The sequence below is a fragment of the Tabrizicola caldifontis genome (assembly GCF_004762095.1).
GTDB classification, from domain to species: Bacteria; Pseudomonadota; Alphaproteobacteria; order Rhodobacterales; family Rhodobacteraceae; genus Tabrizicola; species Tabrizicola caldifontis.
In genome coordinates, this window is record NZ_SIJH01000015.1 from 82,763 (window position 1) to 109,230 (window position 26,468).

General features: G+C 64.9%; 24 protein-coding genes and 1 tRNA gene. 8 read left to right on the plus strand and 17 right to left on the minus strand.

Going from position 1 to position 26,468, the window contains the following annotated elements:
* Positions 1 to 5 precede the first annotated feature (5 nt).
* The 6 genes from EYB42_RS13775 to chvE all read right to left on the minus strand — a co-directional run bounded on the left by EYB42_RS13775 (position 6) and on the right by chvE (position 7,487).
* Positions 6 to 917 carry a Gfo/Idh/MocA family protein gene (locus tag EYB42_RS13775; protein WP_135450739.1) on the minus strand — a complete coding sequence of 304 codons (912 nt, stop codon included), beginning with the start codon at positions 915 to 917 and terminating at the stop codon, positions 6 to 8.
* Positions 918 to 925: 8 nt separating this feature from the next.
* Complete coding sequence (gene araD, locus EYB42_RS13780; RefSeq protein ID WP_135450708.1) at positions 926 to 2,671, minus strand: L-arabinonate dehydratase; 1,746 nt, start codon at positions 2,669 to 2,671, stop codon at positions 926 to 928.
* A 10-nt stretch (positions 2,672 to 2,681) separates the two neighbouring features.
* A complete protein-coding gene (araD1, locus tag EYB42_RS13785) occupies positions 2,682 to 3,650 on the minus strand; it encodes an AraD1 family protein (protein WP_135450709.1) in 969 nt (322 codons plus the stop codon).
* Positions 3,651 to 3,658: 8 nt separating this feature from the next.
* Positions 3,659 to 4,831, minus strand: a complete 1,173-nt coding sequence (gene mmsB, locus EYB42_RS13790; RefSeq protein WP_135450710.1) for a multiple monosaccharide ABC transporter permease — start codon at positions 4,829 to 4,831, stop codon at positions 3,659 to 3,661.
* Positions 4,832 to 6,373 (minus strand): multiple monosaccharide ABC transporter ATP-binding protein, encoded by a 1,542-nt coding sequence (gene mmsA, locus EYB42_RS13795; RefSeq protein ID WP_135450711.1) that lies wholly within the window; start codon positions 6,371 to 6,373, stop codon positions 4,832 to 4,834. It lies immediately after the preceding gene.
* Positions 6,374 to 6,440: 67 nt separating this feature from the next.
* Positions 6,441 to 7,487 carry a multiple monosaccharide ABC transporter substrate-binding protein gene (gene chvE / locus EYB42_RS13800; protein WP_240784172.1) on the minus strand — a complete coding sequence of 349 codons (1,047 nt, stop codon included), beginning with the start codon at positions 7,485 to 7,487 and terminating at the stop codon, positions 6,441 to 6,443.
* A gap of 164 nt (positions 7,488 to 7,651) precedes the next feature.
* Here chvE and EYB42_RS13805 point away from each other — a divergent pair, with 164 nt between their 5' ends.
* From EYB42_RS13805 to EYB42_RS13815, 3 genes are all read left to right on the plus strand, one after another.
* Positions 7,652 to 8,620 (plus strand): LysR family transcriptional regulator, encoded by a 969-nt coding sequence (locus EYB42_RS13805; RefSeq protein WP_135450713.1) that lies wholly within the window; start codon positions 7,652 to 7,654, stop codon positions 8,618 to 8,620.
* Positions 8,621 to 8,746: 126 nt separating this feature from the next.
* Positions 8,747 to 9,850: a mandelate racemase/muconate lactonizing enzyme family protein gene (locus tag EYB42_RS13810; protein ID WP_135450714.1), complete on the plus strand. Its 1,104-nt coding sequence runs from the start codon at positions 8,747 to 8,749 to the stop codon at positions 9,848 to 9,850.
* Position 9,851: 1 nt separating this feature from the next.
* Positions 9,852 to 10,976, plus strand: coding sequence for an aminotransferase class V-fold PLP-dependent enzyme (locus tag EYB42_RS13815; RefSeq protein WP_135450715.1), 1,125 nt, complete (start codon positions 9,852 to 9,854; stop codon positions 10,974 to 10,976).
* A 59-nt stretch (positions 10,977 to 11,035) separates the two neighbouring features.
* Here EYB42_RS13815 and EYB42_RS13820 read toward each other — a convergent pair whose 3' ends face one another.
* The 4 genes from EYB42_RS13820 to EYB42_RS13835 form a co-directional block, all read right to left on the minus strand.
* Entirely contained in the window at positions 11,036 to 11,395 is a 360-nt protein-coding gene (locus EYB42_RS13820; RefSeq protein WP_167851027.1) for a hypothetical protein, read from the minus strand.
* A 145-nt stretch (positions 11,396 to 11,540) separates the two neighbouring features.
* Positions 11,541 to 12,764 (minus strand): UbiH/UbiF family hydroxylase, encoded by a 1,224-nt coding sequence (locus EYB42_RS13825; protein ID WP_135450717.1) that lies wholly within the window; start codon positions 12,762 to 12,764, stop codon positions 11,541 to 11,543.
* Positions 12,765 to 12,837: 73 nt separating this feature from the next.
* Complete coding sequence (locus EYB42_RS13830) at positions 12,838 to 13,092, minus strand: hypothetical protein (RefSeq protein WP_135450718.1); 255 nt, start codon at positions 13,090 to 13,092, stop codon at positions 12,838 to 12,840.
* Positions 13,093 to 13,164: 72 nt separating this feature from the next.
* On the minus strand, positions 13,165 to 13,812 hold the full coding sequence (locus EYB42_RS13835) for a pyrimidine 5'-nucleotidase (protein WP_135450719.1): 648 nt from the start codon (positions 13,810 to 13,812) through the stop codon (positions 13,165 to 13,167).
* 95 nt (positions 13,813 to 13,907) lie between these two features.
* Here EYB42_RS13835 and EYB42_RS13840 point away from each other — a divergent pair, with 95 nt between their 5' ends.
* On the plus strand, positions 13,908 to 14,543 hold the full coding sequence (locus tag EYB42_RS13840; RefSeq protein WP_135450740.1) for a GntR family transcriptional regulator: 636 nt from the start codon (positions 13,908 to 13,910) through the stop codon (positions 14,541 to 14,543).
* A 61-nt stretch (positions 14,544 to 14,604) separates the two neighbouring features.
* Here the strand turns inward: EYB42_RS13840 and EYB42_RS13845 are convergent, their stop codons facing one another.
* Together EYB42_RS13845 and carA are read right to left on the minus strand one after the other, a co-directional pair.
* Positions 14,605 to 16,419 (minus strand): glycosyltransferase family 2 protein, encoded by a 1,815-nt coding sequence (locus EYB42_RS13845; protein WP_240784168.1) that lies wholly within the window; start codon positions 16,417 to 16,419, stop codon positions 14,605 to 14,607.
* A 94-nt stretch (positions 16,420 to 16,513) separates the two neighbouring features.
* Positions 16,514 to 17,668 (minus strand): glutamine-hydrolyzing carbamoyl-phosphate synthase small subunit, encoded by a 1,155-nt coding sequence (gene carA, locus EYB42_RS13850; protein ID WP_135450720.1) that lies wholly within the window; start codon positions 17,666 to 17,668, stop codon positions 16,514 to 16,516.
* A gap of 180 nt (positions 17,669 to 17,848) precedes the next feature.
* Here carA and EYB42_RS13855 point away from each other — a divergent pair, with 180 nt between their 5' ends.
* The gene (locus tag EYB42_RS13855; RefSeq protein WP_135450721.1) at positions 17,849 to 18,307 is read left to right on the plus strand and encodes a GatB/YqeY domain-containing protein; all 459 of its coding nucleotides are present in this window, start codon (positions 17,849 to 17,851) and stop codon (positions 18,305 to 18,307) included.
* Positions 18,308 to 18,361: 54 nt separating this feature from the next.
* Here the strand turns inward: EYB42_RS13855 and EYB42_RS13860 are convergent, their stop codons facing one another.
* The 5 genes from EYB42_RS13860 to lipB all read right to left on the minus strand — a co-directional run bounded on the left by EYB42_RS13860 (position 18,362) and on the right by lipB (position 22,998).
* Positions 18,362 to 18,847 (minus strand): DUF2244 domain-containing protein, encoded by a 486-nt coding sequence (locus EYB42_RS13860; protein WP_135450722.1) that lies wholly within the window; start codon positions 18,845 to 18,847, stop codon positions 18,362 to 18,364.
* A 56-nt stretch (positions 18,848 to 18,903) separates the two neighbouring features.
* Positions 18,904 to 19,854: an alpha/beta hydrolase gene (locus EYB42_RS13865; RefSeq protein WP_135450723.1), complete on the minus strand. Its 951-nt coding sequence runs from the start codon at positions 19,852 to 19,854 to the stop codon at positions 18,904 to 18,906.
* A 75-nt stretch (positions 19,855 to 19,929) separates the two neighbouring features.
* On the minus strand, positions 19,930 to 21,609 hold the full coding sequence (gene ctaD / locus EYB42_RS13870; RefSeq protein ID WP_135450724.1) for a cytochrome c oxidase subunit I: 1,680 nt from the start codon (positions 21,607 to 21,609) through the stop codon (positions 19,930 to 19,932).
* A 216-nt stretch (positions 21,610 to 21,825) separates the two neighbouring features.
* A complete protein-coding gene (locus EYB42_RS13875) occupies positions 21,826 to 22,236 on the minus strand; it encodes a c-type cytochrome (RefSeq protein ID WP_135450725.1) in 411 nt (136 codons plus the stop codon).
* Positions 22,237 to 22,335: 99 nt separating this feature from the next.
* Positions 22,336 to 22,998: a lipoyl(octanoyl) transferase LipB gene (gene lipB / locus EYB42_RS13880; RefSeq protein WP_167851028.1), complete on the minus strand. Its 663-nt coding sequence runs from the start codon at positions 22,996 to 22,998 to the stop codon at positions 22,336 to 22,338.
* 105 nt (positions 22,999 to 23,103) lie between these two features.
* On the opposite strand from lipB, the gene EYB42_RS13885 reads away from it, so the two are divergent.
* From EYB42_RS13885 to EYB42_RS13895, 3 genes are all read left to right on the plus strand, one after another.
* Positions 23,104 to 24,825, plus strand: coding sequence for a peptidoglycan-binding domain-containing protein (locus EYB42_RS13885; RefSeq protein ID WP_135450726.1), 1,722 nt, complete (start codon positions 23,104 to 23,106; stop codon positions 24,823 to 24,825).
* Between the two features lie 131 nt (positions 24,826 to 24,956).
* Positions 24,957 to 25,043 (plus strand) — tRNA-Leu (locus EYB42_RS13890).
* A 306-nt stretch (positions 25,044 to 25,349) separates the two neighbouring features.
* Positions 25,350 to 26,450 carry an ABC transporter ATP-binding protein gene (locus EYB42_RS13895; protein WP_135450727.1) on the plus strand — a complete coding sequence of 367 codons (1,101 nt, stop codon included), beginning with the start codon at positions 25,350 to 25,352 and terminating at the stop codon, positions 26,448 to 26,450.
* The last annotated feature ends 18 nt before the right edge of the window (positions 26,451 to 26,468 follow it).

Consider the following 26,468-nt stretch of genomic DNA (forward strand, 5'->3'; position numbering starts at 1 on the left):
TCCTTTCAGAATTCGAAGGCGGCGGTCGTCACCCGCTCGCCCAGCGTAAGCGCATCGGCCACATGGACCATCGGGGCAAGGTCAACCTCGCTTTCGCCCTTGCGCACCAGTTCTGCCATGCGGGCGTAAAGCGCGGGGTATTCCCCCATGATCGAGTTCTCTCCGGCCATCGGTTTGCCGTCGATCTCCAGCACGTTGCCGCCCATACGCAGTGCAAGTTCGCCCCGGTCGGTCTGGACGATGATGTCCCAGGTCTGCGGGCCTTCCTGCCGCCAGTCGAAATCGGCGGTCACGTTACCGGTGAAGGCAAGCTGCGCGGCGATCGGGGTCTGGCGGTTGGCAGGAAATTCCAGCCGAGCCTTTGTCAGGTGGATGGGCTGCGGCAGGATCTCGGTCAGGATTGAAAGGGCGTTGATGCCGGGATCGAAGACGCCCATCCCGCCGGGCTCGAACACCCAATCCTGGCCGGGGTGCCATTTGCGCACGTCCTCGCGCCAGGTGATGTGGGCCTCGTGCACCGCCTTGTCGGCAAGCCAGGCCTTCGCCGGCGCGACGGCATGGGCCATGCGGCTGTGCCAGGTGGCATAGAGTGTCAGGCCCCGGTCGCGGGCGAGCCGTTCAAGTTCGTGCACCTCGGCCAGGGTGGCGCCGGGGGGTTTCTCGAGCATCACATGCCGCCCGGCCAGAAGCGCGGCCTCGGCATAGTCGAAGCGCGGAACGGGGGGCAGGCACAGCGAGACCACCTGCACATCCGGCCGCTCGGCCAGGAAGGCCGCAAAGCCGGTGAAGGCGGGCACACCCGGAACGCTGCCCTTGCGGCTGACGGTGGCGGCAAGTTCCCAGTCGGGGCTGGCAGCGATCGCCGGGACGTGTTGATCCAGCGCGATCTTGCCGATGCCGACCAGAGCGACCTTCATCTTCGGCATCAGTGGCTCTCCCGCGCGACGGCGTTGCCGCGGCACCCGACCAGAAAGTCCATGTCCGCGCCCTTGTCCGCGCCCTGCACATGATCGTGGTAAAGCTTGGCATAGCCCGAGGACGGGGGGTCCACGGGCGGTTTCCAGGCGGCAAGGCGGGCCTTCAGCTCTTCGTCGGAAATGTCCAGATGGATGCGGCGGTTTTCCACGTCCAGCTCGATCATGTCGCCGTTGCGGACAACGGCCAGCGGACCTCCGCGTGCGGCCTCGGGGCTGGTGTGCAGCACGACCGTGCCATAGGCCGTGCCCGACATGCGCGCGTCCGAAATGCGCACCATGTCGGTGATCCCCTTGCGCAGCACCTTGGGCGGCAGGCCCATGTTGCCGACCTCGGCCATGCCGGGATAGCCGCGGGGGCCGCAGTTCTTCAGCACCATGACGCAGGTCTCGTCGATGTCCAGGCTTTCATCCTCGATCTTCGCCTTGTAGTCGTCGATGTCCTCGAAGACGACCGCGCGGCCCCGGTGCTTCATCAGATGAGGACTGGCGGCCGAAGGCTTCAGGACGGCCCCGTCCGGGGCGAGGTTGCCGCGCAGCACCACGATGCCGCCCGATTGCGTCAGCGCCCTTTCCGCCGGCAGGATCACATCGTCGTTGTGGATGCGGGCATCCTTCACCTCGTCCCAGATCGGCCCGCCCGAGACGGTCAGCGCATCCTTGTTCAGAAGCCCCGCCTCGCCCAGCCGCCTGATCACCGCCGGAAGACCGCCGGCATAGAAGAATTCTTCCATCAGATACTTGCCCGAGGGCATGAGGTTCACGATGGTCGGCACATCCTTGCCCCAGGCGTCCCAGTCGTTCAGCGTCAGGTCGATGCCGCAGCGGCCCGCGATGGCCAGAAGGTGGATCACCGCGTTGGTCGAGCCGCCGATGGCCGCATTGGTGCGGATCGCATTCTGGAAGGCCTCGCGGGTCAGAATGTGGGAGGGGCGCAGGTCGTCCTTCACCATCTGCACGATGCGCCGTCCGGTCAGTTGCGCCATGACCCGGCGGCGGCTGTCCACCGCCGGGATTGCGGCGTTGCCCGACAGCGTCATCCCCAGGGCCTCGGCCATGCTGGCCATGGTGCTGGCAGTACCCATCGTGTTGCACGATCCGGGCGACCGCGACATCGAGGCTTCGGCCTCGACGAATTCCTCGGCCGTCATCTCGCCGGCCTTCACCGCTTCGGAGAATTTCCACAGATGGGTGCCAGAGCCGACCCGCTCGCCGCGATAGTATCCGTTCAGCATCGGCCCGCCCGAGACCATGATCGTCGGCAGATCGACCGAGGCCGCGCCCATCAGCAGGCTGGGCGTGGTCTTGTCGCAGCCGACAAGGCAGACCACGCCATCCATCATCTGGCCGCGGATCGTCTCCTCGACCGCCATGGCGGCCAGGTTGCGGAACATCATCGCGGTGGGGCGGAAGGCGCTTTCACTGACCGAGAATACCGGGACGATGATCGGAAAGCCGCCGGCCTCGTAAACCCCGTGCTTTACCCGCTCGGCCAGGTCGTTCAGGTGTGCGTTGCAGGGGTTGGCCTCGCTGAAGGTGTTCAGGATGCCGATCACCGGGCGGCCGTCGAACAGGTCGGCCGGCAGGCCCTGGTTCTTCATCCAGCTGCGGTGGTAGATGGCGTCCTTGGAGCTGCCCGCGAACCATTCCTGCGAACGCAGCTTGCGCGGCCAGGGGGCGGGTTTGAACGTGGTCATGGTCGGTTCCTTAAAGCGGATGGACGCGGACGGCGCCCTTCATTCGGGGTTCGAAGCTGAGGGTGTTGCGCAGGGGCTGGCCGAAATCGGCCGCCTCGATTTCAAAGGTGTCGCCTGGCTCCGTCTTTATGCCGTCGGCAAAGGACAGCGTGGCCGTGCCGAAGAAATGCACATGCAGATCGCCAGGCTGGCGGAAGATGCCATACTTGAAGTGGTGGTGTTCCAGGTTGGCGATGGTATGCGACATGTTCGCCTCGCCCGAGAGGAACGGCTTTTCCCAGATCACTTGTCCCCCCCGCAGGATGCGGCTGGTGCCCCTGATGTCGGCCGGCAGATCCCCCACCAGGATTTCCGGGCCGTAGGACGCGACGCGCAGCTTTGAATGCGCAAGCCACAGATAGTTGACCCGTTCGGTCACATGGTCGGAAAACTCGTTGCCCAGCGCCCAGCCTATGCGGTGCGGCGTGCCATCCGGGCCGATCAGGTAGATGCCGGCGATTTCCGGTTCCTCGCCGCCATCTTCGGCGAAACCCGGGGCTTCGAGCGCCGCGCCGGGGGCGACTGCGGCATGGCCGTTGCCCTTGTAGAACCATTCGGGCTGTGCTCCCACCTCACCCGGCGCCGGGCGGCCGCCTTCCAGGCCCATGCGGAACATCTTCATGCTGTCGGTCAGGTTTTCCCCTCCGTCCAGCTTGGCATGCATCGCATCGCGTGCGGCGGCGCTGCCAAGATGGGTCAGGCCCGTCCCGGTCAGGTGAAGATGCGCCGGGTCGGGGTGGCTGACGGGCAGATCGAATGTGGCGCGGGTCAGGTCCACGCCTTCCCCCAGGTCGCGCCGGGCGACCTCGGCTGCCAGCCCGTGGCCTGCCTTGATGGCCGCCTGTGCCAGTTCGTAGACCGAGCCCGTGTTGCGCAGAACCCTGGCCTCGGTGCCCTCGCGGACGACGACGCCGACACCCCGGACGGTGGACAGATGCATGACAGGCCTCACTTGGTCTTGTTGTAGACGTCGAAGATGACGGCGGCCAGAAGCACCAACCCCTTGATCATCTGCTGATAGTCGATGCCGACGCCCAGGATCGACATGCCCATGTTCATCACGCCCATGATAAGCGCTCCGATCACAACGCCAACGATCTTGCCCGAGCCGCCGGCCATCGAGGCCCCGCCGATGAACACTGCGGCGATGGCATCGAGTTCGAAGCCGGTGCCGGCCTTGGGCGTGGCGCTGTTGAGCCGTGCCGTCACCATCATGCCGGCAAGCGCCGCCAGCATCCCCATGTTGACGAAGCAGAAGAACACCAGCCGTTCGGTGCGGATACCCGACAGCTTGGCTGCCTTCTCGTTGCCGCCTACAGCATAGATGCGCCGCCCCTGAACGGTGTTTTCGGTGAAGAAGGCATAAAGGACGGTCAGAACCGCCAGCACGATCAGCACGTTCGGCAGCCCGCGGAAGCTGGCGAGCTGCCAGCCGACAAAGGCGGTTGCCGCCGCGATGATCAGCGTTCGGCCCCAGAACAGGCCGGCGGGTTCCGGGGTGATGCCGAATTCCGCATCCCGCGCGCGGGATCTGAGGCCGATCCAGATGACGACACCGATGGCCAGCGCGGTGATGATCAGCGTCAGGCCGTGCGGCTTCATCAGGCCGGTCAGGTCGGGGATGAAACCCGAGGACATGGCCTGGAACTCGCGTGGGAAGGGGCCGATGTTCTGCCCGCCCAGGAGCCACAGCGTTGCCCCGCGGAACACCAGCATCCCCGCCAGCGTGACAATGAAGCTGGGGATGCGCCAGTAGGCCACCCAGTAGCCCTGTGCAGCCCCGATCAGCCCGCCGACGATCAGCGTCAGCGGGATGACCGCATATACCGGCAGCTTGTGCGTTACCGTCAGCCAGGCGGCGACCGCCCCGGTGAAGGCCGCGACCGAGCCCACCGAAAGGTCGATGTGGCCCGAGACGATGATCAAGAGCATCCCCAGCGCCAGGATGATGACATGGCCGTTCTGCAGGAAGATGTTGGTGATGTTCGGCGCCTGCAGGAACATCGGCTTGCCCTGCATCGCCACCAGGATCGAGAACAGCACCACGATCGCCACCAGCGCCAGAAGCATCCCGTTCTCGCGCAGGTGGCTGCCCAGAGGATTTGTCTTCACGTCAGCCATTCACGCCACCTTTCCCGTGGTCTTGCCGTTGTCCGTCACGATCAGTGCCATGATCCGTTCCTGGCTTGCCTCGCCGCGCGCCAGTTCACCGACGATCCGGCCCTCGTTCATCACATATATGCGGTCGCACATGCCCAGGAGCTCGGGCATCTCGCTTGAGATCATCAGGATGCCGCGGCCCTGATCGGCCAGGTCCTTCATGATCGTGTAGATCTCGAACTTCGCGCCCACGTCGATGCCGCGGGTCGGTTCGTCCAGGATCAGAAGTTCGGGGTCGGTGAACAGCCATTTCGACAGCACCACCTTCTGCTGGTTGCCGCCGGACAGATTCACCACCTTCTGCTGCACCCCGGGGGTACGGATCGCCAGCTGCTTGCGGTAGCTTTCGGCCACCTGCATCTCGCGCCGCTTGTCCAGCACCCAGCGTTGCGCCACGCCGGCAAGGTTCGCCAGGCTGATGTTCTTGACGATCGGTTCGTCCAGGATCAGGCCCAGTGCCTTCCTGTCCTCGGTCACATAGGAAATGCCGGCCGCGATGGCCTTGCTGACGGTCGAGACATCGACGGGCTTGCCATGCATCCGCACGGTTCCCTGATGTCCCTTGCCGTAGCTGCGACCGAAGATCGACATGGCAAGTTCCGTGCGCCCCGTGCCCATCAGCCCGGCGATGCCCACGATCTCGCCCTTGCGGACGTTCAGGCTGACATCCTTGATCATCTGCCGTCCGGCCTGTTCAGGGTGCCAGCAGGACCAGTTTTCCACCTCGAACAGCACCTCGCCCGGGTGGCTTTCGCGTTCGGGGTAGCGGTGCGCCATGTCGCGGCCCACCATGTCCTTGATGATGCGGTCCTCGGAGATTTCATCCTTCGACAGCGTGGAGACGGTGGTGCCGTCGCGGATCACGGTGATCCGGTCGGCGACGCGGGAAATCTCGTTCAGCTTGTGGCTGATGATGATCTGGGTCACGCCGCGGGCCTTCAGTTCCAGCATCAGGTCAAGCAGCCGGTCGGCGTCGGCCTCCTGCAGCGCGGCGGTGGGCTCGTCCAGGATCAGCAGGCGGACGTTCTTCGACAGCGCCTTTGCGATCTCGATCAGCTGCTGCTTGCCCACGCCCAGCTTGCCGACGATCGCGCCCGGGGGTTCGTTCAACCCGACCTGGCGCAGCAGTTCCTCGGTTCTCTTGAAGGCCGCGGGCCAGGAGATGACGCCCCTCGAGGCGACCTCGTTGCCCATGAACAGGTTCTCGGCGATCGACAGCAGCGGGATCAGCGCAAGTTCCTGGTGGATGATGATGATGCCCTTGTCCTCGCTGTCTCGGATCGAACGGTTGCGCAGAGGGGCGCCGTCGTAAAGGATCTCGCCCTCGAAACTGCCGTGCGGATACACACCCGACAGCACCTTCATCAGGGTGGATTTGCCCGCGCCGTTCTCGCCGCAGATCGCGTGGATCTCGCCCGCCTCTACAGTCAGGCTGACCCGGTCAAGCGCCTTCACGCCGGGGAAGACCTTGGTGATCTCCCGCATTTCCAGAAGTGTGGTCATGTGCCCTCCGCAAGGGTCGCCCGCCTGCCGGTGAGAGCAAGCGCAGGCGGGCAACCCTGTGATCAGCCTATTTCAGCTGATCGGCCGTATAGTAACCCGAACCGATCAGGACTTCCTCGTAGTTCGAGATGTCCACCGAGACCGGCTCCAGCAGGTAGGACGGCACGACCTTGACGCCGTTGTCGTAGGTCGAGGTGTCGTTGATTTCGGGCTCGCCACCGCCAAGCACGGCATCGACCATCTTCACGGTGACTTTCGCCAGTTCGCGGGTGTCCTTGAAGATCGTCGAATACTGCTCGCCCGCGATCATCGACTTGACACTGGGGATTTCGGCGTCCTGGCCGGTGACGATCGGCATCGGCAGATCGCCCGAGCCGTAGCCCACGCCCTTGACCGACGACAGGATCCCGATCGACAGCCCGTCATAGGGCGAAAGCACGCCGTGCAGCTGCTTGTCGCCGTAATTCGAGGTCAGAAGGTTGTCCATCCGTGCCTGGGCCACCGCGCCATCCCAGCGCAGGGTGCCGACCACATCCATGCCCATCTGGCCCGACGGGATCACGATGTCGCCCGCATCAATCATCGGCTGCAGGATCGACATCGCGCCGTTGTAGAAGAAGAAGGCGTTGTTGTCGTCCGGGCTGCCGCCGAACAGTTCCACGTTCCACGGTTTCACGTCGGGGAAGCGTTCCTTCAGGCCCTTCACCAGACTTTCGGCCTGCTGGACGCCGACCTTGAAATTGTCGAAGGTCGCGTAATAGTCCACGTTCGCGCTGTCGCGGATCAGGCGGTCGTAGGCGATGACCTTGATCCCCATGGCGGCGGCGTTTTCCAGCGCGTTCGACAGGGTGGTGCCGTCGATGGCAGCGATCACCAGCGCCTTGACGCCCGAGGTGATCATGTTCTCGATCTGGTTCAGCTGCGTCGGGATGTCGTCCTCGGCATATTGCAGGTCGGTGGCATAACCGGCCTCCTGGAAGGCCTTCACCATCGACTCGCCGTCCGAGATCCAGCGCGACGAGGATTTGGTCGGCATGGCGATGCCGATGGTGCCCTTGTCCTGGGCAAAGACGGGCAGGGCCGAAAGCGCAGCAGTGGAGCCTGCAAGGGCCATGAGGCCGCGGCGGGTCAAGATCATCTGTTTCCTCCCGATGATACCTTGTTTGCATCCGCTATGAGCATGCCGAACAGGCCCCTGCTCACGGACGCAGCGCAGATTGCGTGGAAGTTGCATATCTGTCAAATGACGTTATCGAAAGAAAACATAACGGTTGCGTCATGAATTCGTCCATCGCAGGCCTTTCCAGCCAGTTGCGGCAACTGCGTCAGCAGCATCTGCGGTTGCTGGTGGAACTGTCCGACAGCGGCGCGCTGGGTGTGGCTGCGGCGCGCATGGGAATTGCGCAGCCCGCCGCTTCGCGCCTTCTGGCCGAGATGGAGGCGAATCTCGGCATTGCCCTGCACGAACGCCAGGGACGTGGCCTGCGCCTGACCCCGGCCGGTGCGGCACTGGCGTTGCGGGCGCGGCGCATCCAGATCGAGATCGCCGATGCCGCCCGCGACCTGGCCGAGGCGGCGACAGGCCGTGCGGGTGTGGTGCGCGTCGGGGCGGTGACCGGTCCGGCGCTGAACCTTGTGCTGCCGGCTCTGAAGGAACTTCAGCAGAGCCATCCCCACCTGCGGTCAGAGGTGACGGTGACCACGTCTGTCGCCCTTTGCGACCAGCTTCGTGCGGGCCGGCTGGACTTTGCCCTGGCCCGGCCCGGTCCCGAGGACGGTGAACTTGACGCGCGGCTGATCGCGGGCGAACCAGTGTCGCTGGTGGTGCGTCGTGGCCATCCACTTCTGGTCCTGCCCCGGATCAAGCCAGCCGACCTGATGTGCCACGACTGGGTTATGGGCGACGACGAAACGCTGCTGACCCAGTCGGTGAAGGCGCGTCTTGCCGAACTGCGCTTGCCGATGCCGCAACGGCGCATTTCGACCTCGTCTTTCCTGTTCACGCTGGCCCTGATCACGCAGACCGACTGCATCGCGCCGATGGCGACGCCGGTTGTCGACAGCTTTGCCGGGAACCCGTCGATTCCCTTCGTTTCGCTGCCGGTCGATCTCGGGCTTGCAGTTGCCCCGTTCAGCCTTGTGACCCGTGCCGGATCGCAGCCAACGCCCTCGGCCCGCCGGTTGATCGAGGCGATCCTTGCGCGTTGCAGCGAGGCGTCCCTTGCCCAATGGGCTGGCGCGGAATGACGCTGGCGGTGCCCGGCTCTGGCGGAAACGGTCGTGAAAGGGTGATCCGCCGCATCTAGGGTTGGGCCTGCCCCCTCGTCTAGAGGGGATGCCTTAATCGTACGACGAGCCGCCGCAGGAGGGGCCATGAGGATCGCGAAACTGGAAACCTTCGACACGCCCTACGTCTGCTTCGTGAAGGTCACAGCCGACACGGGCGATACCGGCTGGGGCCAGTGTTCGACCTATCAGGCGGACATCACCGCGGAAATCTTCCACCGCCAGGTCGCGCCCCATGCGCTGGGCACCCGTGTCGAGGACCTGGAGGACACGCTGCGGCGGATCTTCGAGCGCGAGCACAAGTTCCCCGGCAGCTACCTGCGCCGAGCGCAGGCGGGCCTGGACACCGCAGTCTGGGACCTGCGCGGCAAGGCCCTGGGCAAACCGGTGGTGGAGCTGCTGGGCGGCACGCCCGGCCGGGTGCGGGCCTATGCGTCGTCGATGAAGCGCGACATCACGCCCGAGGCCGAGGCAGAGCGTTTCCTGCGTCTGCGCGACGCGCATGGCTTCACCGCCTTCAAGTGGCGCGTGGGCGCGGAAGTGGGGCGCGACGAGGACGAATGGCCGGGGCGCACCGAGGCGGTAATTCCCATTGTTTCCAAGGCACTCGGCGACGATGTCGAGAAACTGGTTGATGGGAATTCCTGCTATTCCCCGGCCCGCGCCATTGAAGTCGGCCGCATGCTGGAAGATCACGGCATCGGCCATTTCGAGGAACCCTGTCCCTATTGGGAGGTGGACCAGACGGCCGAGGTCCGCGCCGCGCTGGACCTCGATGTCGCGGGCGGCGAACAGGATTGCGAATTTACCGCCTGGCAGCTGGCGATCGAGCACAAGGCGGTGGACATCCTGCAACCGGACATCCTTTACCTCGGCGGGATGTATCGCACGCTGGAGGTCTGCCGGATGGGTCAGGCGGCGGGCCTGCCGATCACCCCCCATGCGGCGAACCTGGGCCTCGTGACGCTTTGCACGATGCACCTTTTGCGCGCGATCCCGAACCCTGGCAAATACCTTGAGTTTTCCATCGAGGGGCTGGACTACTATCCGTGGCAGCACGGCCTGTTCCTGAACGATCCCTACCGGATCGAGGACGGCCATGCCACGGTGACAGAGGCCCCCGGCTGGGGGGTGGAGATCAACCCCGACTGGCTGGCCCGCGCCCGCCACAAGGTTTCGGAAAGGACCTGAGATGCCCGGACTGCACGCGCACATCGACCCCGAGGGGCTGGAGGAGTTTTCGGTCGTCTTCACCGACCGCTCGCTCAATCACATGTCGGCGCGGTTCCAGCAGGTGATGCGCGATGTCTCGGGCATGCTGAAGGAGGTCTACAAGGGAACCGCCGTGGCGCTGGTGCCGGGCGGCGGCACCTATGCGATGGAGGCCGTGGCGCGGCAGTTCGGCCAAGGGCGCGTCCTGATCGTCCGCAACGGCTGGTTCAGCTATCGCTGGACGCAGATCTTCGAGGCGGGCGGGTTCGCCGCCGAGACGACGGTGGTGATGGCGCGGCAGACCGGGAATGACGCGCGCGCGCCATACGCCCCGCCGCCGATCGAAGAGGTGGTGGCGAAGATCCGCGAGGTTCGCCCCGAGGCGGTGTTCGCCCCGCATGTCGAGACGAGCGCGGGCATCATCCTGCCCGACGACTACATCGCGCAGATGGCGGCGGCCGCGCATGAGGTGGGCGCGCTGATGGTGCTGGACTGCATCGCAAGCGGCGCTGTCTGGGTGGATATGGCCGCGACGGGGGTGGATGTGCTGATCTCGGCCCCGCAGAAGGGGTGGTCGGCCTCTCCCAGTGCAGGTGTCGTGGTGCTGTCGCCGGCGGGCGAGGCGCGGCTGGCCGAGACCACGTCGAACTCCTTCGCGCTGGACCTGAAGAAGTGGCGCGCGATCATGGAGGCCTACGAGAAGGGCGGGCACGCCTATCACGCGACGATGCCGACGGACGCGATTGTCGGCTTCCGCAACGCGATGGTCGAGACCAAGGCGATGGGCTTCGAGGCCGCCAAGGCCGCACAATGGGCACTGGGGCGGGCGGTCCGGGCCATGCTGGCGGAGAAGGGGGTAGCGTCGGTCGCGGCCGAAGGCTTCCAGGCGCCAGGGGTGGTCGTCAGCTACACTGCCGACCCGGACATCCAGAACGGGGCGAAGTTCCGGGCCGAGGGGCTGCAGATCGCCGCGGGTGTGCCCCTTCAGGTGGGCGAGGGGCCGGAGTTCAGGACCTTCCGCCTGGGTCTCTTCGGTCTGGACAAGCTGAAGGATGTGGACGCGACGGTCGCGCGGTTGAAGCGGGCGGTGGACGCGGTCCTTTAGCGACACACAGGCCGGAAGGGAGCATCCGGCCTGTGCGTTTCTGTTGTCTGGCCTGCGGATTACTGCGCGCCGAGTATGACAAAGACGCCCTGAGCAGCACCGGCAGGCGTGCGCAGGTTCCCGCTGTCACCAAAGAAGGTGACCATCTGGGCGTATTGGGTATTGGTCAGGTTAGACAGATCTGCGTTCGGAACAAGGGTCAGGATTTGCGAGGTGATCTCCGAAGATAGGGTGACCGGAGCTTCCTGAGCGAGGGCGCCGAAGCCGTTGTTGTGACCAAGGCGGATGCAAGAACGATGCGCTTCATGTTGTAATCCTTCGCTGGTTTCTTCCTGCCCAACCATGGGGCGGTGCGGCAGGGATGGGTTCTGAAACCGCAAGAGGGAAATCACGCCTTGATCGCCGCGGGTCGCCCCCAATGTGATGGTCCGTGCCTCTTGCCGCGCGGATATCGGGGTTTTCCCAGCACTTTCGGCGTGGCAGGCGAGCCGCAGTTCACATCAAGCTACGGCTTCAGCGCACCTGGTGGAGGTGCAGCATTCATTTGCGCAATTGCACGAAACCTCAGGAGGGGTCTGTCCCGGCGCCGACGGCACCCAAGCCGAGGCCTGCGCGCATCAGGGTCTGGCGCACGGGTTTTGTCGAATAAAGCAGATCCAGCGCCCTTGCCCGCAGATCGCGCAAGGGCCGCGCCTCGGCCATCGAGGCACGGTTCAGAAGGTCGATGCCGGTCACGCGGGCCCTTACCTCCCAGTGCCGGCGCCGATGATAGGCGTCCGTCACCGCTGCCACGCCCGGGTCATCGCGGTGCTTTTCGACAAGGGACAACAGGCAGGCCAGGTCGGCAAGGCTCATGTTAAGGCCCTGCGCTCCTATGGGCGGAACGACATGGGCGGCCTCGGCCAGCAGCACGCTGCGCTGGCCGGACATCCGGTCCGCAATCTGGCTGATGATCGGCCAGACCGACCGCCGGCTGATCAACCGAAGCTGCCCCAGAATGCCGGAGGAGCGAGCCGTCATCTCGGCTTCGAAGTCCGACACCGGCAAGGCAACCAGAAGGGCGACCTCGGGGCCCGACTCCATCCAGACGACGGCCGAGGCGGGTCGGCCGTCGCGATCGGGCAGCGGCACCAGCGTGAACGGGCCGCCCTTGCGATGCACTTCGGTCGAGACATTGCCATGCGGCAGGTCATGGGCCACCGCAAAGGCCAGGGCCTTCTGGCCGTAACGGCAGGTCTTCGCCCCGATCCCTAGCGCTTCGCGCACCGGCGACTGCCTTCCATCCGCGCCAATCACCAGATGGGCGGCGATCCGGGTTCCGTCAGTCAGCGTGACCAGCGCCTCGCTTTCGCGGACCAGCATCCGGGAAAACCCGATGCCGGGGCAAAAGCTGACATTCGCCAGCTCTTCCAGTCGTGCCACCATTTCGCGCCGCAGCAGCCAATTCGGCAGGTTCCAGCCGAAGGGCTGGTCGGAAATGTCGCGGGCGTCGAAATCCCTTGTCAGCCGCGCGATGGGTTCGGCTCCCCCCGCGTCGATGATACGCATGACCTGGAGGGCGGCGGCATGAGGTTCAAGGCGCGGCCAGAGGCCTGCGCCCTGAAGCACCGGGATCGATGGTTGCAGGAAGGCTGTGGTGCGCAGGTCGGCACCGTCTGCCTCATCCGAGGTCACGGGCGGCGCTGGATCAACGCAGATGACCCGAAAGCCCGCCGATCCAAGGGCACATGCCGCGGTCAGCCCGGCAACACCGCCGCCGGAAATCAGAATATCGGTCGTCTCGCGCATCTTGGGCCTCCGCATTGGACCATAGGTCGCGGCAGCGCTGGCGGCCAGAGGGCAGGTTGTCCCAAGGGCTGCGTCAGGGCAGGGTGATCCAGATCAGAAGCACGAAGATCACCGGGACCAGACTGACCGCCGTCACGACCAGCGCCGCCAGCCCCCAGGCCTGCACCGCCAGGACAAGCGCGGTAAGCAGGATGACGATCAGGTAGTAGATCGTGTCGATCTCGCGTTCGATCTCGCGGATCACTCGTCCGACGACAGGCAAGGCACGGAAAAAACGCGAAAGCGGGCTACGGGCGGGTGTGAGGGTTTCGAAGCTTTGGGCGGTCATGGCGTCCTTTCCTTGGTTGGTGCCTAAAAGATAGGACAGGGCTGGGAAAGGGTCAGGGGTTGTGACGTTTCGTCACCCCTGCAGCCGGGCCAGAAAGGCGGCGAGGTCGTCGGTGTGGTGGTGGATATGCGGCGCCGGCCTGGGTTCCGCGGCGACATGGACAGTTCGCATCCCCAGGCTGTGCGGAACGGCGAGGTTGCGGGGGTCATCTTCGAACATCGCGGCGGCGTCCGGCACCAGTCCGTCCTTGTCGAAGACCGCGGCGAAGGCCCGGGCATCGGGCTTGGGGTGGAAGCCGGCATGCTCTACCCCATAGATTGCATCGAACAGGCCAGCCAGGCCGCGGGCTTGCAGAACCTTTTCGGCATAGGGGGCACAGGCGTTGGTGTAGACGATTCGCCGTCCGGACAGCGCCGCAATGGCCTCGGCCAGGCGGGGATCGGGGGACAGAACCGAAAAGTCGATGTCATGCACTTCGGTCAGATAGGGCCCTGGATCGATGCCGTGCTCGGTCATCAGGCCGGCCAGGGTGGTGCCGTAGGTTTGCCAGTAGTGGGCGCGCAGGTGGTCCGCCCGCGCCCGGTCGACGTTCAGGGCGCGCATCACCCAGTTCGTCATCCGCACCTCGATCTGGTCGAACAGACGCATGTGCGGCGGATAAAGCGTGTTGTCCAGGTCGAAGACCCAGGTTGTGACATGAGTGAAATCGGCAGCCGGCATGGGCCGGGTCTAGTGCCAAGCTGCGCCCTTGGGAAGGGTTGATTGCGGGGCGGGCGGCGCGCTAGGGTCCGGCGATGTTGCGAAAGGCTGAAGCGGTGCAGAAAGACGCCTATACATTGATCATGGAGGCGATCGAGGCGGGGATCTACAAGCCCGGCGATCGCCTGGTCGAAAGCGAACTGGCCGAGCGTCTGGGTGTCAGCCGCACGCCGGTGCGCGAGGCTCTGCAACGGCTTGAGACCCAGGCCATGCTGACCCGCGACGGGCGCAGCCTGATCGTGGCCAGCCTGGACCACAACCAGCTGGCCGAACTTTACGCCGTGCGCACCGAACTGGAGGGTTTGGCGGCCCGGCTGGCGGCCCGGCATGCGACCCCGGAAGAGGTGCGGGTGCTGAAAAGCATGGTGGAGGACGACCGCGCGCTTCTAGGGGGCGATCCGAAGGCATTGAGCCGGGCCAACAAAAGGTTCCACAAGCAGATCCATCTTGCCAGCCACAACCGGTTCCTGGTGCAGCAGCTGGACCTGGTGCACCGGTCGATGGCGCTGATGGCCAATACCTCGTTTGCCGCGGAAGGGCGGGACGAGGTGGCGCTGGAGGAACATGCCCGGATCGTGGCGGCAATCGAGGCGGGCGACGGCGAGGCTGCCTATCAGGCCCTGAAATCCCACATCAGCCAGGCCTTCGAGACCCGTCTTCGGGTGGACGCCGGTGAACTGAAGATGCGTTGACGCCCAATTTGGCGGTGCAGCCATTCGACCGCAGGCAGCCCCACCCAATGCGCCCATGTCGTTATCCCCGGTTTCCTGCGGCATGGTCGAACAGGCCATGCGCGGTCTTGTCCCAGTAGAAGGGGCGCGTGACCAGTTCCAGCAGCGCCTTGTAGGCCGCAAGTGAAGCCAGGGGAAAGTAGACTTTCAGTGTCGGAACCCACCAGGCGCTGATCCGGTGCCGCGTGCGGCCGAGGCCGATGATGCCGACACTGAGGTTCACCACTTCGGACAGGATGAAGGTGGCAAGCATCACCCATACCACTGGCGGGGACAGCAGGCCCAGCAGCGGGTGCCGGATGCCGAACGGGATGCACAGGAAGGACCACAACAGCGGCGCCAGCAGGAACTGCGCAATGGTCCCCAGGAACATGATCTGAAAGCCGAGAAATGCGCGTGGCCCGAGTTGGCGCCATAGAAGCAGCGGGTCACGTATGTGGACGGCCCAAGTCAGCATGTAGCCCTTGATCCAGCGCGAACGCTGTTTGATCCAGGGCAGGGCGCGGCAGTTGGCTTCTTCCTCGGTTACGGTATCGATCAGCTCGGTCCGGTAGCCGTGGCGGGCAAGCCGGATGCCCAGATCCGCATCCTCGGTCACGTTGTGCGCATCCCACCCGCCAAGCTTTTCCAGCACTTCGCGGCGGAAGAACAGTGTTGTCCCGCCCAGCGGAACGGCAAGTCCAAGCCGCGCGATGCCGGGCAGGATCAGCCGGAACCAGCCCGCGTATTCGATGGTGAAGCAACGGGAAAGCCAGTTGGTGCAAGGGTTGTAATAATCAAGCACACCCTGCAGGCAGGCGACGTCGGGCCCACAGCGCTGGAAGTGGGCCACCACCTTGCGGATCTGGTCTGGGGCGGGGGCATCTTCGGCATCGTAGACGCCGACAATGGTGCCCCGCGCGCAGACCAGCGCATGATTCAACGCCCTTGGCTTGGTTTTCACCGTGCCCTCGGGAACGATGAGGATGCGGACCCAGGGGGGCAGTTCGGCCTTGTCCAGGGCTTCCTTCGTCATGCTGTCCCCGGCCTCGACCGCGAGAATGACATCCAGAAGCTCTTCGGGGTAATCAAGACGGGCGAGCCGGCGAATGAGGCGGCCGGCAATGTCGCCTTCGCGGTAAAGAGCCACGATGACCGTGACGATTGGCGCAATGTCATTGCCGTTTGACAGCGTGGGCTGCGGGGGCTGGCGAAGCGCGGCGATCATGGCGACAAACTTAAGCACGACACTTCCGGCAAGCGACAGGACTGCAAGCCAGAGCAGGGCAAGGCCACTCGCCATCGGTGCCGTCATGACAACTGCGATGGCGATGGCCAGGGTGGCCAGCAGGTGCAGTCGTGGCCAATCGCGGCAGCTTTCGGCGGCGGGCACCCGGTTTTCCGCCGAGTGGGCCAGTTGTGGCCCGCGCCACGCGTGCACCGCAGCCGTCACCGCCCGGCTGGAAGCCAGGGCGGCACAGACCGGGCCGAGGCTCGCCTCGAGCATCGGGCGAAGGCGACGGAACTCCTCTGGATGCGAAAGGGCGATGACGGTCACATCGCCTACCCGCCGCCACGGCACCAGGCCATATCGTAGACAGTCGGCAGCGCCAATCGCGTCGATCAGGCGCGGGTCAGGCAGGTGCCGCGACGGGTCAAGCAGGCCGATGCCCCAGGTCTTTGCCTCGGCCTCGAGAAGGTCGCGCTCTGCCACCAGTCCGCGCGCACGCAGCACATCGGGCAGACGCGCACCTTCCCGCCCCCTGCAGGTCAGCGCGCCGAGAATGTCGTCGGCAGAGACTACGCCATCCCGAAGAAGCCGGGCCGCGATCGAGCGCCGCGGCGATGCCGGTGCCACCAGACCGTCCATCTGAACCGCGCTCTGCCCCATCCGGCCCCCGTCATGCGGAAGGCATCCTGCGGCAAACGGGTTAACGGCCCGTTAATGCCGTTCAGCCGGTCCTGCGGCTTTGCATGGCGTTCGCGAAGCGCTCGAAAAGGTAGAAGCTGTCCTGTGGGCCCGGCGACGCCTCGGGGTGATACTGGACTGAAAACACCGGCCTTCCATCCACCGCGATGCCGCAATTCGTGCCGTCGAACAGGCTGATATGCGTCTGGCTGACGCCCTTCGGCAGGGTGTCGGCATCGACCGTGAACCCGTGGTTCATGCTGGTGATTTCGACCTTGCCGGTGGTAAGGTCTTTGACCGGGTGGTTGGCACCGTGATGGCCGTGGTTCATCTTGCGGGTCTTTGCCCCCAGCGCAAGCGCCAGCATCTGATGGCCAAGGCAGATGCCGAACAGCGGCAGATCCTTTTCCAGAACCCCCTGGATCATCGGCACGGCATAGCTTCCCGTGGCAGCGGGGTCACCTGGGCCGTTCGACAGGAACACCCCCTCCGGGTTCAGTGCCAGAACGTCCTCGGCAGTGGCGGTGGCGGGCAGCACGGTGACCTCGCAGCCGACCGATGCAAGGCAGCGCAGGATGTTGCGTTTCGCGCCGTAGTCGACCGCGACAACCCGCAGGCCCGGCCCTTCGCGCCGCTGATAGCCCTGCGGCCACGCCCAGCGCATTTCGTCCCAGCGATAGCTTTGCGCGCAGGTAACCTCTTTCGCCAGGTCGAGGCCGACAAGACCCTTCCATCCCCGCGCCTTCGCCACCAGATCCTCGATGTCGAACCGCCCCTCGGGGTCATGGGCAAGCGCAACATGCGGCGCGCCCTGCTGGCGGATCGCGCGCGTCAGGCGCCGGGTATCCACACCGCCGATCCCGATGCGGCCGATCTTCGTCATCCACTGGGTAAGTTCACCGGTCGCACGCCAGTTCGAGGGTTCGGTCGGATCCCATTTCACCACCATCCCGGCTGCGGCCGGGGTGCCGGTCTCGTTGTCCTCGGGCGTGACGCCGACGTTGCCGATGTGGGGAAAGGTGAAGGTCACGACCTGGCCCGCGTAGGAGGGATCAGTCATGATTTCCTGGTAGCCGGTCATTGCGGTGTTGAAAACCAGTTCAGCGACCGTTTCCCCGGTGGCGCCGAAGCCCCTGCCATAGAAGATCGTGCCATCGGCCAGGGCCAGGCAGGCGGTGGCATCGCGCGGGGCGGGCATGGCGACTCTCCTTAAGGGCAAATTGGCCGGAACCTAAGGGCTGCGGGTGTCTGGGTCAAGACCGGATGGGAAATGGATTATCAATATAATTCAATGCCTTGCAGAACAAGGCCACGGTTGCGGTTCCAGGCGGTAAGGGGTATGTTGCCAGACTTGGGGAACCATGGGGAAGGTGCAACCATGCTCTTGCGCGACCGTTTGCAGGCGGCTTTGAAAGAGGCCATGAAGGCCAAGGATGCCGACCGGCTGTCCACGCTGCGCCTGATCAACGCCGCCATCAAGGACCGCGAGATCGCCGTCCGCGGCGAGGGCGAGGCCGGCGAAGTCGGCGAGGCGGAGATCCTGCAGATCATGGGCAAGATGGTGAAGCAGCGTCAGGAATCAGCCAAGGCCTATGAAGAGGGCGGACGGCTGGAGCTGGCAGAAAAGGAACTTGCCGAGATCGCGGTGATCCAGGAGTTCCTGCCCCGGCAGTTGTCCGAGGCAGAGGTCGCGGCGGCCGTGGATGCGGCGGTGGCGGAAACCGGCGCGGCCAGCATCCGCGATGTCGGCAAGGTCATGGCCGCCCTAAAGGCGAAATACACCGGCCAGATGGACTTCGGTGCTGTCGGCGGCTTGGTGAAGGCGCGGCTGGGGTAGAACCTGGCCGGATCACCCTGAACCCGTCGCCGGGGCATCTGACGCTAGGGCGCTTCAGCGCAAACGGGCAAGGCGCTCTGCGAGTTCGTCCTTCAGCGCGATGCGTTCCTCTTCCGACAGGAAGGCGCCCAGCTCGACCTCGCGCCCTTCGCCCTTGAGCGTCAGATAGTTCGGCACCGGTCCACCAGTCTTGTGCAGGGTGACGCGCAGCCAATAGGTGTTTGCATCCCATTCCCGGCGCTGCCCGCGTGGCCCGTGGCGGACAAGGTGCACCCTGTCGCGCGTAAGGCTGAGATCTTCGACGATGTCGCGGTCGCGGCCGTTCTTGCGGAGCGCGAACCAGATCGCCCAGATCGCGGCCAGAAGGAAGGGCAGCAGTGCCCAGACCACCGGACTGCCGAGAATGCCGAGAAGTGGCAGGGCGATCAGCGCGGCGGTAAGTCCCAGAAACCAGACAAACCCCCGCTGCGATAGCGAACGGTGCGGCCAGACATGCAGCCTTGCCTCTGTGTCAGGGGTGGAAAGCCATTCGTAGGGCATGGCGCAAGATTAGTCGTGCCGTCGGAAATGGAAAGAGCGTCAAGCCTGGAAGGGGGCTAGTCTTCCAGGGTTTCCAGAAAGGCGAGGAACGCGCTGCGATAGGCGGCCGGGTCCGCCGTGTACGAGCCCAGGTGATCCGCGCCGGTCCACAACGCTGTCGTCTTCCCCGGGTGTGCAGCGGCCAGAGCCTGCGAGGGGCCGACCGGCACGATTCTGTCGCCGCTGCCGTGGGCGATGAACAGAGGGCCGGGGAAGGCCGCGATGGTGTCGGCGACTTCGGCACGTTCAAGCGGCAGCTCCGACATGTAGGGCAGCATCAGGCCCGCAGCCCATGCCATCGGCCCGGGAAGAGGTTTGCCGCTCTGAGAGGCCAGCTGCCCGATCACCGCCCGGAAGCTGAGGGCCGGGCTGTCCAGCGCCACGGCCGATACGCGGTTGGCCAGCGGGCTTTGCGCCAGGAACTGGCCGAGTATCGCCCCGCCCATCGATTCAGCCACCACCAGAACCCTGGGGCCGTCCGGTCCGGGCGACAGGTGCGCGACCGCCGCCTCCAGGTCCGGCCACTCTGTCAGGCCGAAGCCATAGCGGTGGTCCGCCCCGCCCGGCGCCGAAGGGTCGTTGCGGTAGGTGATCAGCAGGACGGACCAGCCGGCCTCGTGCAACAGGGAAAGGTGCCGATAGCCATCCTCGCGCGCACCGGCGATTCCATGAACATAGATCGCCCGGCCCCGTTCGCGCCCTGCAGCCGGCACCTTCCAGGCCTCGGCCGGGCCGAGGGGTGTCGCGATCCGCACGACCTGGAATGGCAGCGAGAGGGCCTGCATCGGATCGCCGCGATAACCAGGCGACATGGGATCCTCGGGCGGCGTGGCGGTGGCTATGAGCGAAGAGATGTTGCCGACCTTCAAAAGGTCCGTTGCGTCCTTGGCCAGGAAATGACCGGTGGCGGCGACATAGCCGACCGCGGCCAGGGCAAAGATGAAGACGAACATCAGAACAAGGCGCATCCGTCGTCTCCGGTGTGAAGAAAGCAAAGGGCCCCGGGTCTTTCTTCCCGGGGCCCCCTTGTCAGGCTGTCCGCCTCAGTGTGCGTGGGACTTGTCCCAGTCCTCTCGCTTCGGCAGCTGCTCGAACGTGTGTTCGGGCGGAGGCGAGGGCAGGGTCCATTCCAGCGTGTCGGCGTATTCGTTCCAGTAGTTCTTCTCGGTCACGCGGCGCCCGGCGGTCAGGGTGTAGACCACGATGCCGATGAAGAACACGAAGGACGCGAACGAGATGAATGCGCCGATCGACGAGAACCAGTTCCAGTAGGCGAAGGCCTCGGGATAGTCGATGTAACGGCGCGGCATGCCCTGACGGCCCAGGAAGTGCTGCGGGAAGAAGGTCAGGTTCGAGCCGATGAACATCATCCAGAAGTGCAGCTTGCCTGCCCATTCCGGATACTGCCGGCCCGACATCTTGCCCATCCAGTAGTAGATGCCCGCGAAGATGCCGAACACGGCGCCCAGCGACATCACATAGTGGAAGTGCGCCACGACATAGTAGGTATCGTGGTAGGCGCGGTCCACCGGCGCCTGGCTCAGCACGATCCCGGTCACTCCGCCAACCGTGAAGAGGAACAGGAAGCCGAAGGCCCAGAGCATCGGCGTCTTGAATTCCACCGAGCCGCCCCACATCGTCGCGATCCACGAGAAGATCTTGATGCCGGTCGGCACCGCGATGACCATGGTCGCGAGCATGAAGTAGGACTGCTGCGTCAGGCTCATCCCGGCGGTGTACATGTGGTGCGCCCAGACGACGAAGCCCAGCACCCCGATTGCCACCATCGCATAGACCATCGGCAGATAGCCGAAGATCGGCTTTTTCGAGAAGGTCGCGATGACCTGGCTGATGATGCCGAAGGCCGGCAGGATGATGATGTAGACTTCCGGGTGGCCGAAGAACCACAGGATGTGCTGGTAGAGCACCGGGTCACCGCCGCCCGAGGGCGTGAAGAAAGTGGTGCCGAAGTTGCGGTCGGTCAGCAGCATGGTGATCGCGCCGGCCAGCACGGGCAGCGCCAGCAGGATCAGCCACGCGGTGACGAAGATCGACCACGCGAACAGCGGCACCTTGTGCAGGGTCATGCCCGGCGCGCGCATGTTCAGGAAGGTCGTGATCATGTTGATCGCGCCCAGGATCGACGAAGCGCCCGACAGGTGAACGGCGAAGATCGCCAGGTCCATCGCATAGCCGCCTTCGGCCGTGGTCGAGAGCGGCGGGTAAAGCACCCAGCCGACACCTGCACCGGTGCCAAGGTCGCCGCCGCCGCCCGGGGCAAATAGCGAGGCCACGGCCAGCGAGGTGCCCGCGATGTACAGCCAGAACGACAGGTTGTTCATCCGCGGGAAGGCCATGTCCGGCGCGCCGATCTGAAGCGGCATGAAATAGTTGCCGAAGCCGCCGAAGAGCGCAGGAATGACCACGAAGAACATCATCAGGATGCCGTGCGCCGTGACGGTCACGTTCCAGACGTGCCCGTTCGGGGTGCAGGTCGCGCCCGCATCAGCCACCAGGCGCATGCCTTCCTGGCACATGTATTGAACGCCCGGCTCCATCAGCTCCATCCGCATGTAGACGGTGAAGATGACCGAAATCAGACCGACGATCCCACCTGCGAAGAGGTAGAGGATGCCGATGTCCTTGTGGTTGGTTGACATGAACCACCGGGTGAAGAACCCAGGTCGTTCATGTTCGTGGCCGTGAATGGCTGCGTCCGCCATTGGCTTCTCCCGCTTTGGTATTCTCTGTCCTGCCGGTTGACGGCCCCAAAGCCTGGGTCCGCCCGGTTCCCTTGTGCTTCCGTCTTTAGCCGCGCCCGGTCGATGTCGCAATGTCCGACTTTGCCGCAGGGGGAAGAAATCTTGCCTGAAAATGCGTCTTGAAATGGCAAGGGCGCGGCCCTGCCGGACCGCGCCCCATGACCTTTCCGCTAGCGCCTACTGCGAAACCGACTGAAGGTAGGCCGCGATATCCTCGCCACCCGCGGGCAGCTTGAAGGACATCTTCGATTTTGCGGCCGGATCGCCCAGTGCCTCTTTCAGATAGCCCGCCGGGTCGGCCGCATAGGCCGCAAAGCTCGCCGCGTCCCAGACCGCGCCGGTCGCACCCAGGGCGGCAATCGATTCGCCGTAGCGGAAGTCGGGGTCGGACGCGACGCGACGCCCGATCACGCCCCAGAGGTTCGGCCCGGTGCGGCCGCCTTTCTGGATTTCGGTTCCGTCGGGGGCCACGACCGAATGGCAGGCCTTGCATTTCTTGAACGCCTCCTCGCCCGCAGCCGGATCGCCCGCCAAGGCGGGGGCCGCAAGCGCGGCGGCGGCAATGGCCAGAAGGATGAACTTGCTCATGTTGTCCTCACGATCAGCGGAGGCCGGCAGACGCCTCACGACGTCGAACATGGGGGCACGAGGCCTTGATATGCAATAGCAACCTTGTGTTATGCGGCATCACGTCCCGCAGGCCGCCCCCCGGAACCGGCGCGGGAAAGTGGCGATCAGGGCGGCGTCGAGGTCGGACATCGTGACCGGCAGGCCAAGGTCGACAAGGCTGGTGACGCCATGCTCTCGGATGCCGCAGGGGACGATTCCATCGAAGTGCGTCAGATCGGGTTCCACATTGATCGCGATGCCGTGGAAGCTGATCCATCGGCGCAGCCTGATGCCAATGGCGGCGATCTTGTCCTCGGTCGGGCGCCCATCCGGGCCTGGCCTGTCGGGACGCTGAACCCATACGCCGACCCTGCCGGGGCGGATTTCGCCTCTGACGTTGAACTCGGCCAGTGTGTCGATGACCCATTGTTCCAGTTCTCGCACGAAGCATCGGACATCCTGGCCCCGGGCCTTTACGTCAAGCATGGCATAGATCACCCGCTGGCCTGGCCCGTGATACGTATATTGCCCGCCACGCCCGACAGAATGGACTGGGAAGCGGTGCGGATCGACCAGATCCTCGGCACGCGCCGATGTTCCGGCAGTGTAGAGCGGCGGATGTTCCAGCAGCCAGATCGATTCCCCTGCGCGACCTTCGTGCATTGCGGCGACATGCGCCTCCATCGCGGCGACGGTTTCCTCGTAGGGCGAAAGCCCCGGCATGTGGCGCCATTCGACCAAGCTGCGCTCCAATCCCCGATGCGGCCGCGGATTCCAGCCTTACGCAAGGGCAAAGCCGTGCTACGAACACAGCCATAGAATCCCTTTATTTCCAGGAGTCATGCTATGAAGATCAGGGCAATTGCAACCTCTGCGCTGATGGCCTCGTTGGCCATGTCGCCGTTGTCGCCCGTTTCGGCCCCGGCCCGCGCCGACAGCGCCGATTTCATCGCCGGCGCGATCATCGGGGGCATCATTGGCAGCGCGGTGACGAACGAGAACAACAAGATGAAGTCAGCGAAATCGACCAAGGCTGGAACGGCCAAGGCAAAGGCGCCCTCGATCAGCGCCGAGCAGCGCGCCGCGAACAAGGAGGTGCAGGTCGCGCTGAACTATTTCGGCTACCCTGTAGGCACCCCCGATGGCGCAATCGGGCCGAAGTCGCGGGCTGCCATCAAGGAATACCAGGCCTTCCTGGGATATCCGGCCACCGGCGAGCTGACCGAGCACGAGCGCACGATCCTGATCACCGCCTATCATCGCGCCGTGGCCGGGGGGCCGCTGGTAGCGCAGGCAGTTGCCGGCAGCATGCATGGCCTCAAGGCCGTGCTGATTGCCCAGCAGGACGAGATGGCGGGCCTGCCACCGGGCGGGATCATGCCGGCGGCGCCGGGCGATCCGGTGCAGGGCAGCGTGGCCGCCGCCGCGGCTGCCGCCCTGCCGAAGCTTGTGCCAGAGGCGCCACCAGCAGAGGAGGTGGCGGTCGAGGTCGCCACAAAGCCCGAGCCCGGGGCCCTCGTGGCCGAGGCGGCGCCAGAGCTGCCTTCGTTCATGGGATCTGCGGCGGCAAAGGGCTCGCTGGCAGCGGAATGCGGCGCGATCAGCCTGAAGACCGCCTCGAACGGCGGGATGACCACGGTCGAGGGCATGCAAGATGCAAATTTCGCGCTGGCCGAACAGTTCTGCCTGGCCCGGGGCTATGCCATGGCCACAAGCGACGAGCTTGCCGCGCAGATTGCCGGCTTCACCTCTGACCAGATCGCGCAACAGTGCGCGGCCTTCGGGCCAGTGCTGAAGGAACATGTCGCCGCCGTTTCGCTGAAGCCCGCGGATGAGGTGCTTAAGGGCGTCGAGACCTTCGTCCTTTCTTCGGGAATGACGCCGGCGCAGTTGGTGGGCACGGCCAGGGTCTGTCTCGGCATGGGATATGCGCGTGACGAAATGGATGTCGCCATCGGTTCGGCACTGCTGCTGGCAGCGATGGGTGAGCGGGGTTACTCGGAATACCTGGGCCATCATCTGAGCCAGGGCTTCGGCGCAACCCGGCGGCCCGATCTGGCCATGGACTGGTATCAGCTGTCGCTGGATGCCATGGGACAGGGGCAGATGGTCGTGGCGCCGGGTATTGGCGGACGTGACGCCCTGATCCGCAAGGCGGCCTACACGATCAACGGCCGTGCCGCGGAACTGCAGCCTGCGATGCCCGCCCCGAACGTGCAGGAGGCCGCTCTGCCCGTGTTCGACATTGTCCCCGAGCCCGCCCTCGTGGTCGAAGAGGCCGTGGTTGCGCCCGAGCCGGAGCCGGTCGCGCCGGCTGCCGATCTTGCATCGGCAGGGGGAGCGACCTTTCCGCCAGATCCCGTGGTCCTGCCGGAACCGTCGTCTGTGGCTCCGGCCGGGTCGCCGGTGTTTGTGGCGCCGAAGGTCCCTGATCCGGGGATCGGCACGCCTGCGGCACGGCCCGAGCCCAGTGCAGCGGCGTCGGACGAGGCCGGGATCCTGGCAGTCGGCGCCCAGGCCGCGATCACGGCGGCGCGTCTGCCGCTGTTGATCTTTTCCAGCTTCTGAAGGGTGACGGTGCCCGGTCTGCCCGCGCGGTCAAATGCGCGCGGCCAGCCAAGGGGGGCGCGGCACATGCGAATCCCCCTTTTCTTCGCCCGCAACTGCCGCTAGATAGCGGGCGTCCCGATGGGGCATGTGCGGATGTGGCGGAATTGGTAGACGCGCAGCGTTGAGGTCGCTGTTCCTTAACCGGAGTGAAAGTTCGAGTCTTTTCATCCGCACCAACCCAGCCGGAGGCAGAGCAAAGGACGCAAGGGACTATGCCCCCTGCGTCCTTTTTCTTTCTGCGCACTTCTTGCCGTGGATGGCGGTGCATGACGTTTTCTTGTCTGATCATGTCGGAATTTTTCCCGTCAGCGAGCAGATTCGCGTCCAAATGACCGGCGATCGACGGCTTTCCTGCCCGAATTTCCCGCAGTTTCGGAATCGCCCCTCGGGCCGCTGAATCTGCGTTGCAATGGGGCTGACCTTTCGCTTTAGTCGGGAAACAATAGAAGGCGCAGAGCGCCCGGAAGACCAGGGAGACACGGTTGACGCTTGAGTCCCGCAACGACGCTTTCGTCCTGTTTGAGCATGTCCAGAAAAGCTATGACGGCGTGACGCTGGTCGTGAAGGACTTGAACCTCACGATCGGCAAGGGCGAATTTCTGACGATGCTCGGGCCCTCGGGGTCTGGCAAGACGACCTGCCTGATGATGCTTGCCGGGTTCGAGACCGCAACCCATGGCGAAATTCGGCTGGACGGCGTGAACATCAACTCGGTGCCCCCGCACAAGCGCGGGATCGGCATGGTGTTCCAGAACTATGCGCTGTTCCCCCACATGACGGTGGCCGAAAACCTTGCGTTTCCGCTCGAAGTGCGCGGCATGGGCAAGACGGAACGCGAAGGCAAGATCAAGCGGGCACTCGACATGGTGCAGATGGGCGCCTATGCCAACCGCCGCCCGGCGCAGCTGTCGGGCGGACAGCAGCAGCGCATCGCCCTGGCACGGGCGCTGGTCTTCGACCCCAAGCTTGTGCTGATGGACGAACCGCTGGGCGCGCTGGACAAGCAGCTGCGCGAGCACATGCAGTTCGAGATCAAGCATCTGCATGAAAACCTTGGCATCACGGTGGTCTACGTCACGCATGACCAGGGCGAGGCGCTGACGATGTCCGACCGAGTGGCCGTGTTCAATGACGGCAGGATCCAGCAGCTTGCACCGCCGGCCGAACTCTATGAACGTCCCGAGAACAGCTTCGTCGCCCAGTTCATCGGCGAGAACAACAAGCTGCCGGGAACGATCGAGGAGCTTTCGGGCGACAAGGCGCTGGTGCGGCTGCGGACGGGCGAACTGATCGACGCAACTGCGGTAAACATCAAGGAAAAGGGGCAGCAGACGCTGGTCTCGATCCGCCCGGAACGGGTGGAGTTCAAACCCGAGATGATGCCGCCTGGCGCCCATACGCTGGATGCCGAGGTGGTCGAGGTCATCTACATGGGCGACATCTTGCGCGTCGTTCTGAAAGTCGCCGGCTCGGACGACTTCGTGATGAAGATGCGCAACACGCTGGGCCAGACCCGTCTGGAACCCGGCCAGAAGATCAAGGTGGGCTGGCATCCGCAGGATGCCCGCGCGCTGGACCCTTGATGAAGGGCCGGGAATAAC